Raw genomic sequence first — 13896 nt, forward strand, 5'->3', positions numbered from 1 at the left:
CGACGTGCCGCTGCACTTCATCGTCGCCGGCGCCGAGGCGTCCGCCGAGACGGTCGTGCTCACCGGTGCCGAGGCGCACCACGCCGCCGCAGTGCGTCGCGTGCGCGTGGGCGAGCAGATCACGATCGGCGACGGCACCGGGCTCTGGCTGACCGGGCAGTGCACCGCGGTCGCCCCGCGCGAGGTCGTCGTGCAGATCACCGACCGCGCCACGCTGCCGGCGCCGACGCCGCGCATCGTACTGGTGCAGGCGCTGGCCAAAGGCGATCGCGACGAGCTGGCCGTGCAGGCGGCCGCCGAACTGGGCGCCGACGAGATCGTGCCCTGGCAGGCCGCGCGCAGCGTGTCGCGCTGGGACGGCGCCAAGGCGGCCAAGGGGCGGGTGCGCTGGCAGAGCATCGTGCGCGAAGCCGCCAAGCAGGCCCACCGCGCGTGGGTGCCGGACGTGGCCGAGGTCACCGGCACGGCGGCCCTGGTGGCCCGGGCCGCGACGTCGCGCGTCGTGGTGCTCGACCCGGTCGGCCAGATCCCGCTGTCCGCGCTCGCACTGCACGCCGCCGACAGCCGTGACGTCGTGCTGGTGGTCGGCCCGGAGGGCGGGGTGGCGCCCGAAGAGCGTGCCGCTCTGGTCGACGCCGGCGCCGCCGTCGCGACCCTGGGCCCGAACGTGCTGCGCACCTCGACCGCGGGACCGGCGGCCCTGGTCGCCGTCGGAATCCAGCTCGGCCGGATCTGAGCGCTCAGTAGGATGGATGCCACGAGTCCGCCCAGGATCGGCCTTCGCGCCGCGGTCGCCTGGGCCCGGAAGAGAAGAGCGTGAATGCCGGATGAGGAGGCTGTCACCGAGCGCGTGTACGCCGACGGTGTGGCCATGGTGCAGCTGCTCGGCCCGCAGGACCGGCTGCTGCGGGTCGTCGAGCGCGAGCACCCGGACGTCGACATGCACGTGCGCGGCAACGAGATCACCCTGACCGGGGATGCCGCCTCGGTCGCCGCCGCGCACGCCCTGGTCGACGAGCTCATCGCGATGACCCGCTCCGGGCAGGGGCTGGACCCGGTCGACGTGGTCTCGTCCAGCCGGATGCTGCGCAGCGAGGGCGGGCCGCGCCCGTCCGAAGTGCTGGGCGAGGCGATCCTCACCTCGCGCGGCAAGGTCATCCGGCCCAAGACCGCCGGCCAGAAGGAATACGTCGATGCGATCGACCAGAACACGATCGTGTTCGGCATCGGCCCGGCCGGCACCGGCAAGACCTACCTGGCGATGGCCAAGGCGATCCAGGCGCTGCAGCGCAAAGAGGTCAGCCGCATCATTCTCAGCCGCCCCGCGATCGAGGCGGGGGAGCGGCTCGGCTTCCTGCCCGGCACCCTCACCGACAAGATCGACCCCTACCTGCGGCCGCTCTACGACGCCCTCAACGAGATGATGGACCCCGAGCTGGTGCCCAAGCTCATGGCCAGCGGCACGATCGAGGTCGCCCCGCTGGCGTACATGCGCGGAAGAACGCTCAATGATTCGTTCGTGGTGCTCGACGAGGCGCAGAACACCACCCCCGAGCAGATGAAGATGTTCCTGACCCGCCTCGGATTCGGCACCCGGATGGTGGTCACCGGCGACATCACGCAGGTCGATCTGCCCACTGCGGCGTCCGGCCTGCGGCTGGTGACCCGGGTGCTGGGGGACATCGACGACATCCACTTCTCGTATCTGACCAGCGCCGACGTCGTCCGGCACACTCTGGTCGGGCGCATCGTCGACGCCTACACCGCATACGACGAGCAGCGGCTGGCCGGCCGGCGCGAGCGCGACGAGGCCGCTGAGTTCGCCAACCGCGCCGAGCGGCGCGGCGCCCGGCGACCGCGCGGGCCCCGCGACCACATCCCCAAGCGAGGACGCGCATGACCATCGAGATCACCAACGAATCCGGCATGTCGGTCGACGAGGCCGTGCTGCTGCGGCTGACCGAGCACAACCTCGCCCAGCTGCACGTCAGCCCCGACGCCGACGTCGCGATCCTGCTCGTGGACGAGGGCGCCATGGAGGCGCTGCACGTGCAGTGGATGGATGAGCCCGGCCCCACCGACGTGCTGAGCTTTCCGATGGACGAGCTGCGCCCGGGCACCGAGGACGTGCCCACCGCGCCGGGCCTGCTCGGCGACATCGTGCTGTGCCCGCAGGTCGCCGAGACGCAGGCCGAGACGGCCGGCCACCCGACCCTCGACGAACTGCTGCTGCTGACCACGCACGGCCTGCTGCATCTGCTCGGCTTCGATCACGCCGAGCCCGACGAAGAGCGCGAGATGTTCGCGCTGCAGCGCGACCTGCTGCTGAGCTTCCACACCGCCGAGCGGCACCGCCCGCGATGACCGCGACGCTGCTGCTGGTCGCCGCGGTGCTGCTGGTGGCCCTGGGCGGGCTGACGGCGGCCATCGACGCCGCGATGGGCGTGACCGGCCGGCAGGACTATCTCGACCTCGCCGAGGACGGCGGCCGCGGCGCGGCGCAGCTGCGGGGCATCGCGGCCGATCCGGACGCGCATCTGCACGCCGTGGTGTTCATCCGCGTGCTGGCCGAGACCACGGCGGCGGTGCTGGTCACGGTCGCCTTCACGATCCTGTTCGGCAACATCTGGTGGGCGATGCTCGCCGCGGCCGTGCTGATGACCGGCATCTCGTTCGTGCTGGTGGGCGCCAGCCCGCGCTCGGTGGGCCGCCGGCACGCGCACGGGCTGCTGCGCGGGTCGGCGCGCATCATCCGCGGGCTGCGGATCATCCTCGGCCCGGTCGTGCAGGGCCTGATCGTGTTCGGCGGCAAGGTCACCCCGGGCGCGCACGGCGCCTCGTTCGCGACCGAAGAGCAGCTGCTGAGCATGGTCGACGAGGCCGCGACGCAGGACCTCATCGAAGAGGACGACCGCGACCTGATCCACTCCGTCTTCGACTTCACGGACACGTTCGTGCGACAGGTGTGCGTGCCGCGCACCGACATGGTGACGGTGGATGCCGGCAGCACGGCCGGCGACGCCATGACGGTGTTCCTCGACCGCGGCGTCTCGCGCATCCCGGTCGTCGACGACGACGCCGACGACGTCGTGGGGGTGCTGTATCTGAAGGATCTGGTGCCGGTCAGCGTGCGTGACCAGGACGGCTGGCGCGACTCGCCGGCCCGCGCCATCGCCCGGCCGCCGGTGTTCGTGCCCGAGTCGATGCGCGCCGAGACGCTGCTGCAGCAGATGAAGCGCGATGCCGTGCATGTGTGCATCGTCGTCGACGAGTACGGCAGCGTGTCGGGACTGGTGACCCTGGAAGACCTCATCGAGGAGCTCGTCGGCGAGATCGCCGACGAGTACGACCCGCCGCAGAACGAGGTCGTGCAGATCGAGCCCGGCCGCTACCGGGTCAGCGCCCGGCTGCCGGTCGCCGACGTCGGCGAGCTGTTCGACATCGAGCTGGACGACGACGACGTCGACTCGATCGGGGGACTGCTGGGCAAGGTGCTCGGGCGCGTGCCGCAGCCCGGGGCGTCGGCCGTGCACGACGGGCTGCGGCTGACCGGCGGCGCCTCACGAGGTCGCGGCCGGGGCATCGCGACCGTGTTCGTGGAGCGGGCGCCGCGCCCGACGCAGACGCCGCCGGCGGAACACCGGTGAGACCGCGGCAAGACCGCACAGAGACGAGGATGCACATGACCGATATCCGATGCGGGTTCGTGACCTTCGTGGGGCGACCCAACGTGGGCAAGTCGACCCTCACCAACGCTCTGGTCGGCGAGAAGGTGGCGATCATCAGCGAGAAGCCGCAGACCACGCGGCGCGCGATCCGGGGCATCCTGAACCGGCCCGACGGCCAGCTGATCATCGTGGACACCCCCGGCATCCACCGGCCCCGCACGCTGCTCGGGCAGCGCCTGAACGACCTCGTCGAACAGGTGCTCGGCGACGTCGACGTGATCGCGTTCTGCGCCCCGGCGACCGAGAAGGTCGGCCCCGGCGACCGCCGCATCGCCGCGTCGCTGGACGGCTACCGGCGGGCGAAGAAGGTCGCCATCGTCACCAAGACCGACGCCGCCTCGCGCGACCAGATCACCGAGCGGCTGCTCGAGGTCGATGCACTGCGCGAGGACTGGGATGCCGTCATCCCGCTCTCGGCGCAGTCCGGGCAGCAGCTGGACGTGGTCGTGGACGAGCTGCTGAAGCTGATGCCGAGGGGCCCGGCGCTGTATCCCGACGGGGTCGTCACCGACGAGAGCGTGCCCGACCGGGTCGCCGAGATGATCCGCGAGGCGGCGCTGGCGGGCGTGCGCGACGAGCTGCCGCACTCGATCGCCGTCGTGGTGCAGGAGATCGCCCCCCGTGAGGGCAGCGAGCTGACCGACGTGTTCGCCGACATCATCGTCGAGCGCGACAGCCAGAAGGCGATCATCATCGGACACAAGGGCTCGCGCCTGAAGGAGGTCGGTGCCCGCGCCCGCGCCCAGATCGAGCCGCTGGTCGGCTCGCGGGTGTACCTGTCGCTGCACGTGCGGGTGGCCAAGGAGTGGCAGCGCGACCCGAAGCAGCTCGGCCGGCTCGGGTTCTGAGCGTGAAGGCGCCCGGCTGATGGGTGTACCCTGTCAGCATGCGCTTCAGCGGACTGCTTCTTCTTAGCCGCCGCGACGAGTCCTCGTTCTAGGACCTTCCTCGTCGCGGAGCTTCGTGCCGGTCCGCCCATTTTCCAGTCAGAGAAGAAGCCGCATCATGCACAACAACCAGCAGCCCACGTCGATGCCGATCCACAAGTATCGGCCGTTCCACGAGCAGATCCGGGTCGACCTGCCGGGCCGCACGTGGCCGACCAAGCACATCACCACGGCACCGCGGTGGTGCGCCGTCGATCTGCGCGACGGCAACCAGGCGCTGATCGATCCGATGAGCCCCGAGCGCAAGCGCATCATGTTCGACCTGCTCGTGCAGCTGGGCTACAAGGAGATCGAGGTCGGCTTCCCGAGCGCGAGCCAGACCGACTTCGACTTCGTCCGGCAGCTGATCGAGGAGGATCTGATCCCGGACGACGTCACGATCCAGGTGCTCACCCAGTCGCGGCAGCACCTGATCGAGCGCACCTACCAGGCCATCGCCGGGGCCAGGCAGGCCATCGTGCACCTGTACAACTCCACCAGCATCCTGCAGCGCGACGTCGTGTTCCGCACCGACAAGCAGGGCGTGATCGACATCGCGCTGGAGGGCGCGCGGCTGTGCCGCCGGTACGAGCAGACCGTGCCCGGCACGACCGTCTATTACGAGTACTCGCCGGAGAGCTATACCGGCACCGAGCTGGAGTTCGCGGCCGACATCTGCAATCAGGTGCTCGAGGTCTTCGAACCGACCCCGGAGCGCAAAGTCATCATCAACCTGCCCGCGACCGTCGAGATGGCCACCCCCAACGTCTACGCCGATTCGATCGAATGGATGGGCCGGCACCTGAACCACCGCGAGAACGTCATCCTGTCGCTGCATCCGCACAACGACCGCGGCACCGCCGTGGCCGCCGCCGAACTCGGCTACCTGGCCGGTGCGGACCGCATCGAGGGATGTCTGTTCGGCAACGGCGAGCGCACCGGCAACGTCGATCTGGTCACCCTGGGCGTGAACCTGTTCACCCAGGGCATCGACCCGCAGATCGACTTCAGCGACATCGACCACATCAAGCGCACCGTTGCGCACTGCAACCAGCTGCCGGTGCCCGAGCGCACGCCGTGGGGCGGCGACCTGGTGTTCACGGCGTTCAGCGGATCGCATCAGGACGCCATCAAGAAGGGCTTCGAGTCGATGGCCGCCCGCGCCGCGGCCGCCGGCGTCACGGTGGATGACATCGAATGGGCGGTGCCCTACCTGCCGGTGGACCCGAAGGACCTGGGCCGCTCGTACGAGGCGGTCATCCGGGTCAACTCGCAGTCCGGCAAGGGCGGCGTGGCCTATCTGCTGAAGGCCGACCACGCGCTGGACCTGCCGCGCAAGCTGCAGATCGAGTTCTCGGGTGTCGTGCAGGCCAAGACGGATGCCGAGGGCGGCGAGGTCACCAGCGGCGAGATCTGGGACATCTTCACCGACGAGTACCTGCCCACCGACGACGTCGACGCCCAGTGGGGCCGGTTCGAGCTGCGCAGCACCCGCACGCAGAGCGACATGACCGGAGAGGTCACCCTCGAGGTGAGCCTGCGCGACGGGGACGCCGAGGTGCAGACGCAGGCGCACGGCAACGGACCGGTCGCCGCGTTCGTCGAGGTGCTGCGGGCCGAGGGCATCGACGTGACGGTGTACGACTACGTCGAGCACGCGCTCTCGACCGGTGGCGACGCGCAGGCGGCGGCCTACGTCGAGCTGCAGGTGGACGGCCAGCGGCTGTGGGGCGTCGGCATCGACGGCGACATCTCGACGGCGAGCCTGAAGGCGATCGTCTCGGGCGTGAACCGGTCGATCCGCACGCGGCAGCACCAGCTCGCCGCCGTGTGAGGCCGGCGCCCCGGTGGCGATGCGTCATCCACGGTCGCACGGCGGGGCCGCGGGCACATTCCCGCTGCCCGCGGGATAATCGAGGGGTGCCCACCTACCGTGACGAGGTCGTGATCCTGCGCACCCACAAGCTGGGTGAAGCCGATCGCATCCTGACCTGCCTGAGCCGCCGGCACGGCAAGATCCGCGCCGTGGCCAAGGGGGTGCGGCGCACCTCGTCCCGGTTCGGCGCGCGGCTGGAGCCGTTCATGGTCGCCGACGTGCAGGTGTACATCGGGCGCAGTCTCGACATCATCCAGCAGGCCGAATCGCTCGGTGCCTACGGCGCCCAGATCGCCGTGCACTACGACCGCTACACCGCCGCCAGTGCGATGGTCGAGACCGCCGATCGGCTCAACGAGGCCGAGGCCACCGGGCAGCAGTACCTGCTGCTGGTGGGCGGCCTGCGCGCTCTGGCGCGCGGCGAGCATGCCGCGCGCAGCATCCTGGACTCCTACCTCCTGCGGGCGATGTCGCTGTCGGGCTGGGCGCCGGGTCTGAGCGATTGCGCCCGCTGCGGACTGCCCGGCCCGCACGGCTCGTTCGTCGCGCAGGCCGGCGGCGTCGTCTGCCGCGACTGCGCACCCGCCGGAGCGGTGCACGTGGACGTGGCCACGACGAACCTGCTGCAGTCGCTGATCGCGGGGGAATGGGACGAAGTGGATGCCGCACCCGCCGGCGCCACCGCCGCCGCCTCCGGGCTGGTCGGCGCGTACGCCCAGTACCACCTGGAGCGCGGCATCCGTGCGCTGTCGCACGTGCTGCGCGAGCCCGCCCAGCCGGAGGCCGCCCGCCGATGACGCCCAAGCCGTACACCCACGCGGATGCCGTCGCCTACCGCCGTGTGGACTGGACCGGGATCTACCCGCCGGACTATCCGCGCGGGTCGGTGCCGAACCACATCGCCCTGGTGATGGACGGCAACGGCCGCTGGGCCAACCGCCGCGGACTGACCCGCATCGAGGGCCACCGCGCCGGCGAGGCCGCCCTGCTGGACGTCGTCGCCGGCGCCATCCAGGCAGGCGTCAAGCATCTTTCGGTGTACGCCTTCTCGACCGAGAACTGGACGCGCGCACCCGACGAGGTGCGGTTTCTGATGGGCTTCAACCGCGAGGTGCTGCACCGCCGCCGCGACCAGCTCAACGAGTGGGGCGTGCACATCCGATGGGCGGGCCGCAAGCCGCGGCTGTGGGGCTCGGTGATCTCCGAGCTGCAGTACGCCGAGCAGCTCACCCGCGGAAATGACGTGCTGACCCTGACGATGTGCGTGAACTACGGCGGCCGGGTCGAACTGGTCGACGCCATGCGCTCAATCGCGACCGACGTCGCGGCCGGCAGGCTCAAGCCGTCCGCGGTGACCGAGAAGCTGGTGCGGCGCCGCCTGTACGTGCCGGAGATGCCCGACGTCGACCTGTTCGTGCGCTCGTCGGGCGAGCAGCGCACCTCGAACTTCCTGCTCTGGGAGTCCGCCTACGCCGAGTTCGTCTTCCTCGACACGCTCTGGCCGGACTTCACCCGCACCGACCTGTGGCATGCCATCGACCTGTACCTGGGCCGCGATCGCCGGTTCGGCGGCGCGGTGGATGCGCCTGACACCGGCCTGTAGGCGCCCGTGGCACGGGAATATTGCCGAGTACGGCCCGTTGCACTCGATGTGACTGATTCCATCGCCATCGACGTCTGGTCCGACATCGCCTGCCCCTGGTGCTACATCGGCAAGCGCAATCTGGAGAAGGGGCTGGCTGCTGCATCCGCCGACGAGAACGCCCCCGAGGTCAAGGTGGTGTATCACTCCTTCGAACTGTCGCCCGACACGCCGGTCGATTTCGAAGGCGACGAGCTGGACTTCCTCGCCTCGCACAAGGGTCTGGCGCGCGAGCAGGTGCAGCAGATGCTCGCGCGGGTCACCGGCGTCGCGGCCGAGGCCGGGCTGAACTACCGCTACGACATCCTGCAGCACACCAACACCGTCAAGGCGCACGAGCTGCTGCACTTCGCGAAGGAGCAGGGCCGTCAGCTCGAGATGGAGGAGCGGCTGATGTCGGCCTACTTCCTCGAGGGCCGGCATGTGGGCCGCATCGACGACCTCGTCGCGCTGGCCGAAGACGCCGGGCTGGATGGCGATGCCGCCCGCGACGCACTGGAGTCGGGACGCCACCTGAAGGACGTTCGCGCCGACCAGGAACAGGCGGCGAAGTACGGGATCAACGGCGTGCCGTTCTTCGTGATCGACGGCAAGTACGGTGTCAGCGGCGCCCAGCCGCCCGAGGCGTTCACGCAGATCGTGCGCCAGGTGCGGGACGAGCGCAGCGCGCAGCCCGCCTGAGCACAGCTGTCCGTGCGCGGCCGGCAGGTTCCGCTCGATGATCTCGACGACCTCCGGGGCATCCGGCACCGTCTTGGAGCGGAACCGGTGCACCTCGCCTGACGGCGTCAGCACGAACTTCTCGAAGTTCCAGGCGACCCGCCCGCGGACGCCCTCGGCATCTTCGGTATTCTTCAGCGCCTGATACAGCGGCGCGGCGTCGCGGCCGTTGACCTTGAGCTTGTCGAGCACCGGGAAGGTCACGCCCCAGGTGGTCGTGCAGTAGTCGAGGATCTCGTCGATGGTCCCGGGCTCCTGATGCATGAACTGGTTGCACGGAAAGCCCAGCACCGTGAAGCCGCGGTCGCCGTAGGTCTGCTGCAGCTTCTCGAGCTGTTCGTACTGCGGGGTGAAACCGCACCGGGAGGCGACGTTGACGATCATCAGGACCTTGCCGTCATAGTCGGCGAGCGTCGCGGTGCCGCCGTCCGCGGTGCGGAAGGGAATGTCGCGCAACTGCGTGGTGGTCGTGGTGTGCTCGCTCATATCCCCCAGCGTAGGTCGGTGCGACACGGCACAGCCCCAGTCTGGGAGAATGGTCAGGTGACTGTCGCGACCGCTCCCGCCCCTGCGCTGCGCATCGGGCCGATCGAGCTCGACGCGCCCGTCGTGCTGGCGCCGATGGCAGGCATCACCAACACGGCGTTCCGGCGGCTGTGCCGCGAATACGGGGCGGGGCTGTACGTAAGCGAGATGATCACCACGCGCGCGCTGGTCGAACGCAATCAGACCACGATGCGGCTGATCCGACACCACTCGTCCGAGACGCTGCGCTCCATCCAGCTGTACGGCGTCGACCCGCGCACCGTCGCCGATGCGGTGCGGATGCTGGTGGACGAGGACCGCGCCGATCACATCGACATGAACTTCGGTTGCCCGGTGCCCAAGGTCACCCGCAAGGGCGGGGGAGCCGCCCTGCCGTGGAAGCTGGACCTGTTCCGCGACATCGTCACCAGCGCCGTCCGCGCCGCCGGGCCCATCCCGCTGACGGTCAAGATGCGCAAGGGCATCGACGACGACCACCTCACCTACCTGGACGCCGCGCGGATCGCTGAAGACGCCGGGGTCGCCGCAATCGCGCTGCACGCGCGCACCGCATCGCAGTTCTACTCCGGGCACGCCGACTGGGCTGCGATCGCAACGCTCAAGGAAGCCGTCACCAGCATCCCCGTGCTCGGCAACGGCGACATCTGGTCGGCCGACGACGCACAGCGGATGATCGCCACCACCGGCGCGGACGGCGTCGTGGTGGGTCGGGGATGCCTGGGCCGGCCGTGGCTGTTCGGCGATCTCACGCGCGCTCTGGGAACCCCCCGGCCGCCCCGCGAGCGCCGCGAGTCGAAACGTGCCGAACCCGTCGACGCCACCCTGGGGTTCGTCGCCCGCGCGTTCCGCCGGCACGCCGAGCTGCTGGTCGAGTTCTTCGAGGACGAGGACCGCGGCTGCCGCGACATCCGCAAGCACGTCTCCTGGTACTTCAAGGGCTATCCGGTCGGCGGCGACCTGCGTGCGCGGCTCGCGACTGCCTCGAGCCTCGCCGAGATCGACGACCTGCTCGGCGAGCTCGACGGCGACGCCCCCTACCCGGGTGAATCCGCGGAAGGGCAGCGCGGCCGCGCCGGCACTCCGAAGCGCACGGCGCTGCCGGAGCGGTGGCTGGACTCGCGCGAGATCGGCGCGGCGGCCAGTGCGCATCTGACCGAGGGGGAACTCGACACCAGTGGCGGGTGAGGCAGCATCCGCGGTCGGCGTCTGGACGGGACGGCCGAGCGGATACGATGAGGCGGATGCCGAGCGGTTCCACGGCGAGCGGCACCGCTCGCAGCGGGACGACTTCGCGCGCGACCGGGCTCGGGTGCTGCACTCCGCGGCGCTGCGCCGGCTCGCCGCCAAGACGCAGGTGCTCAGCCCCGCCTCGCCGGTCGACTTCGCCCGCAACCGGCTCACGCATTCGCTCGAGGTCGCCCAGGTGGGCCGGGAGCTCGCGCTCGCGCTGATGCTCTCGCCGGACGTCGTCGACACGGCATGCCTGAATCACGACCTCGGACATCCGCCGTTCGGCCACAACGGCGAGCGCGCGCTGAACGACTGGGCCGCCGACATCGGCGGTTTCGAGGGCAACGCGCAGACGCTGCGCATCGTCACCCGCCTCGAGCCGAAGGTGCTCGGCGACGACGGCGCCAGCTATGGCCTGAACCTGACGCGGGCGAGCCTGGACGCGACCTGCAAGTACCCGTGGACGGCCGAGCGGCCCCTGCCCGACGCCGGCGGCCGGTTGAAGTTCGGCGTCTACCGCGACGACGAGGCCGTGTTCACCTGGATGCGCGCGGACGCTCCCGGCCGGGTGCGCTGCATCGAGGCAGAGGTGATGGATCTCTCGGACGACATCGCCTACTCGGTGCACGACTTCGAAGACGCCATCGTCAACGGCTATCTCGACCCGGCGCGGCTGACCGCGCCCGACGAGCACGAGTCGCTCCTGGACGCGATCCAGGCGTGGGTGGGCTACGACTTCCACCGCGACGAGCTCGAGGACGCGCTGTACCGGTTGACCGCATTGGCCGACTGGACGCCCCGCTTCGACGGCTCGCGCGCCGCACACGCGCGCTTGAAGAACCTCACCAGCGATCTGATCGGCCGCTTCGCGCGCGCCGCCACCGCCGCGACGCGCGCGGCGTATCAGAGCCCAGTGCTGACCCGCTACCGCGCGCACGTCGTGGTGCCGCGGGTGATCGAGGCCGAGATGGCCGTGCTCAAGGGCATCATCGGCGCCACCGTCGTCTCGATCGAGGGCCGCAAGGCGCTCTACAAGGAGCAGCGGCGGGTGCTGAAGCGCCTCGCGGACGCCCTGTGGCAGCATCCCGATCACCTCGATGCCGTGTATGCCGGCGACTTCGCCGCCGCCTCATCGGATGCCGCCGCCCGACGCGTGATCGTCGACCAGATCGCGAGCCTGACCGACCAGATCGCGGTCGCCTGGCACGGCCGCCTGGTCGGGCATGTCGACGCCGGTTCGATCGGCGTATGGCTGCCGGCGGCACCGCTGCACGCGGAGGTGGGCTGATGCCGCGCATCTCGCAGGCCGACGTCGACGAGGTCAAGGCGCGGGTGAACATCGCCGATGTGATCGGCGAGCGCGTCGCGCTCAAATCCGCCGGCATCGGGTCGGTGAAAGGACTCTGCCCGTTCCACGACGAGCGCAGCCCGAGCTTCAACGTGCGCCCGCAGGCGGGTTTCTATCACTGCTTCGGCTGCGGCGAGTCCGGCGATGTGTACACCTTCCTGCGCCAGATGGACCACCTCACCTTCACCGAGGCCGTCGAGCGGCTGGCGGCGCGGATCGGCTACCCGCTGCACTACGAGGAGGGCGGCGCCGTTCCGGAGTCCTCCGGGCGCGCCCGGCTGTATGCGGCCAACGCCGCCGCCGCCGAGTGGTTCCGCACCCAGCTGATGACCCCGGCCGCCGATGTGGCGCGGCGCTTTCTGGGCGAGCGCGGCTTCGATGCGGGGGCGGCCGCGCACTTCGGCGTCGGCTTCGCGCCGAAGGGGTGGTCGGGCCTGCTGGACGCGCTGACGGCGCAGGGTTTCACCCGCGAGGAGCTAACGACCGCGGGGCTGGTCTCGCAGGGCCAGCGGGGCGTGTACGACCGGTTCCGGGGTCGGGTGCTGTGGCCGATCCGCGACATCACCGGACAGACCCTCGGCTTCGGTGCGCGGCGTCTGCTCGAAGACGACAACGGCCCCAAGTATCTGAACACACCCGAGACACCGCTGTACAAGAAGACGAACGTGCTCTACGGGCTGGATCTGGCCCGGCGCGACATCTCGCGCGGCGACCCGCGGCGCGTCGTGATCGTCGAAGGCTACACCGACGTGATGGCCTGCCACCTCGCCGGGGTGGCCACCGCCGTGGCCACTTGCGGCACGGCGTTCGGCATCGACCACATGAACATGCTGCGCCGCGTGATCGGCGACGAGGCCGCCGCCGAGGTGGTCTTCACGTTCGATCCGGATGCCGCCGGGCAGAAGGCGGCGGTGCGGGCGTTCGCGTCGATTCGCGGCCTGAAGGCGCAGAGCTTCGTCGCCGTGGCGCCCGAGGGGCTGGACCCGTGCGACCTGCGCCTGCAGCGCGGCGACGGCGCGATCCGGTCGCTGATGGACACCAAGGTGCCGATGTTCGAGTTCGTCATCGACCAGCGGCTGGCCGGCTACGACCTGGCCACGGTGGAGGGGCGGATCGGTGGGCTGCGCTCGGCGGCGCCGATCGTCGCGGAGCTGCGCGATGCGATCATGCGCCGCGAGTATGAGCGCGTGCTGGCCCGCCGGCTCGGGCTGGACGTCGGCGAGGTGCACGGCGCCGTAGAGCAGGCCGCGCGCACCGGCGCGAAGGATGCGCCGGTGCGTCACGCGCCGCCGGAGGCTGCGGCATCCGACGCGTCCGCCGGCGAGGAGCTGCGGGTCACTCTGGCGACCCTGCCGCGCAGTGGCGACACTCCGCTGGAGCGCGACGCGCTGATGGGCTTTCTGCAGTACGGCCACAGGATCGATCCTGAGCTGCGGGCACGGGCGGTGGCGCTGCCGCTGCGCCATCCCGGGCTCGAGGCGGTGCGGCAGAGCGTCGCGGCGGCCTCCGACATGTCGCGGCCCGGGTGGGCGGCCGACGCCGTCCAGGGGGTGCGTGAGCCGTACCGATCGCTGGCCGCCGAGCTGCTGACCGGCCAGTTCCCGGCGCGCGACGACGACCACGCGACGGTGTCGGCGCAGGACCTGGCGCGGCGCCTGGTCGCCCGGTCGCTGGACGCGCGCAAGCGCGAGCTGCTCGGAGCGGTGCAGCGGGTCGCGCCGGACTCGGAAGAGGGTCGTGCCGTACGGCTGCAGCTGCGCGAGGTGGATGCCGACCGCCAGCGGCTGCTCGCCGACCAGTAGCCGGTGCGCCTGCGCTGATAGCGGTTTGCCAGCTTTTCGGTGCGTCCACTGCGCCGGTGACCGGCCGCCGCGCGGGTA

12 protein-coding genes and 1 pseudogene are annotated in these 13896 nt (G+C 70.6%); 12 read left to right on the forward strand and 1 reads right to left on the reverse strand.

The genetic code is table 11. The annotated features are described in order from the left end of the window. The first annotated feature begins 4 nt into the window (after positions 1-4). From ABD705_RS11980 to ABD705_RS12020, 9 genes are all read left to right on the forward strand, one after another. Positions 5-736, forward strand: coding sequence for a 16S rRNA (uracil(1498)-N(3))-methyltransferase (locus ABD705_RS11980; protein WP_344783869.1), 732 nt, complete (start codon positions 5-7; stop codon positions 734-736). A gap of 84 nt (positions 737-820) precedes the next feature. Then, on the forward strand, positions 821-1900 hold the full coding sequence (locus ABD705_RS11985) for a PhoH family protein (protein WP_344783871.1): 1080 nt from the start codon (positions 821-823) through the stop codon (positions 1898-1900). After that, positions 1897-2364: an rRNA maturation RNase YbeY gene (gene ybeY / locus ABD705_RS11990; RefSeq protein WP_344783873.1), complete on the forward strand. Its 468-nt coding sequence runs from the start codon at positions 1897-1899 to the stop codon at positions 2362-2364. The genes ABD705_RS11985 and ybeY overlap by 4 nt, the downstream gene beginning before the upstream one ends. Continuing rightward, positions 2361-3647: a hemolysin family protein gene (locus tag ABD705_RS11995; RefSeq protein WP_344783875.1), complete on the forward strand. Its 1287-nt coding sequence runs from the start codon at positions 2361-2363 to the stop codon at positions 3645-3647. Before ybeY ends, ABD705_RS11995 begins: the two co-directional genes overlap by 4 nt. Positions 3648-3682: 35 nt before the next feature. Beyond that, a complete protein-coding gene (era, locus tag ABD705_RS12000; protein WP_344783877.1) occupies positions 3683-4576 on the forward strand; it encodes a GTPase Era in 894 nt (297 codons plus the stop codon). Between the two features lie 157 nt (positions 4577-4733). Beyond that, entirely contained in the window at positions 4734-6488 is a 1755-nt protein-coding gene (gene leuA, locus ABD705_RS12005) for a 2-isopropylmalate synthase (RefSeq protein ID WP_344783879.1), read from the forward strand. Between the two features lie 86 nt (positions 6489-6574). Continuing rightward, positions 6575-7327, forward strand: a complete 753-nt coding sequence (gene recO, locus ABD705_RS12010; protein WP_344783881.1) for a DNA repair protein RecO — start codon at positions 6575-6577, stop codon at positions 7325-7327. Then, a complete protein-coding gene (locus tag ABD705_RS12015; RefSeq protein ID WP_344783883.1) occupies positions 7324-8133 on the forward strand; it encodes an isoprenyl transferase in 810 nt (269 codons plus the stop codon). The genes recO and ABD705_RS12015 overlap by 4 nt, the downstream gene beginning before the upstream one ends. 48 nt (positions 8134-8181) lie before the next feature. Continuing rightward, positions 8182-8853 (forward strand): DsbA family oxidoreductase, encoded by a 672-nt coding sequence (locus ABD705_RS12020; protein WP_344783885.1) that lies wholly within the window; start codon positions 8182-8184, stop codon positions 8851-8853. Between the two features lie 18 nt (positions 8854-8871). On the opposite strand, the pseudogene ABD705_RS12025 reads toward ABD705_RS12020, so the two are convergent. Next, positions 8872-9378 (reverse strand): annotated as a pseudogene (locus ABD705_RS12025) (glutathione peroxidase); the annotation flags it as partial. A gap of 57 nt (positions 9379-9435) precedes the next feature. Here ABD705_RS12025 and dusB point away from each other — a divergent pair. The 3 genes from dusB to dnaG are packed head-to-tail and all read left to right on the forward strand — an operon-like array spanning position 9436 to position 13818. Continuing rightward, positions 9436-10623, forward strand: coding sequence for a tRNA dihydrouridine synthase DusB (gene dusB / locus ABD705_RS12030; protein ID WP_344783887.1), 1188 nt, complete (start codon positions 9436-9438; stop codon positions 10621-10623). Beyond that, positions 10613-11956 carry a deoxyguanosinetriphosphate triphosphohydrolase gene (locus ABD705_RS12035; protein ID WP_344783889.1) on the forward strand — a complete coding sequence of 448 codons (1344 nt, stop codon included), beginning with the start codon at positions 10613-10615 and terminating at the stop codon, positions 11954-11956. Before dusB ends, ABD705_RS12035 begins: the two co-directional genes overlap by 11 nt. Next, entirely contained in the window at positions 11956-13818 is a 1863-nt protein-coding gene (gene dnaG / locus ABD705_RS12040) for a DNA primase (protein ID WP_344783891.1), read from the forward strand. The genes ABD705_RS12035 and dnaG overlap by 1 nt, the downstream gene beginning before the upstream one ends. Positions 13819-13896: the final 78 nt, after the last annotated feature.

The sequence above is a fragment of the Microbacterium kribbense genome (assembly GCF_039537285.1).
GTDB lineage: Bacteria > Actinomycetota > Actinomycetes > Actinomycetales > Microbacteriaceae > Microbacterium > Microbacterium kribbense.

What these genes read in the sequence shown, in the direction of transcription:
- ABD705_RS11985 (WP_344783871.1), top strand. Translation starts at nt 821, where the DNA reads ATGCCGGATGAGGAGGCTGTCACCGAGCGCGTGTACGCCGACGGTGTG.
- ABD705_RS12015 (WP_344783883.1), top strand. Translation starts at nt 7,324, where the DNA reads ATGACGCCCAAGCCGTACACCCACGCGGATGCCGTCGCCTACCGCCGT.
- ybeY (WP_344783873.1), top strand. Translation starts at nt 1,897, where the DNA reads ATGACCATCGAGATCACCAACGAATCCGGCATGTCGGTCGACGAGGCC.
- dnaG (WP_344783891.1), top strand. Translation starts at nt 11,956, where the DNA reads ATGCCGCGCATCTCGCAGGCCGACGTCGACGAGGTCAAGGCGCGGGTG.
- ABD705_RS11995 (WP_344783875.1), top strand. Translation starts at nt 2,361, where the DNA reads ATGACCGCGACGCTGCTGCTGGTCGCCGCGGTGCTGCTGGTGGCCCTG.
- leuA (WP_344783879.1), top strand. Translation starts at nt 4,734, where the DNA reads ATGCACAACAACCAGCAGCCCACGTCGATGCCGATCCACAAGTATCGG.
- era (WP_344783877.1), top strand. Translation starts at nt 3,683, where the DNA reads ATGACCGATATCCGATGCGGGTTCGTGACCTTCGTGGGGCGACCCAAC.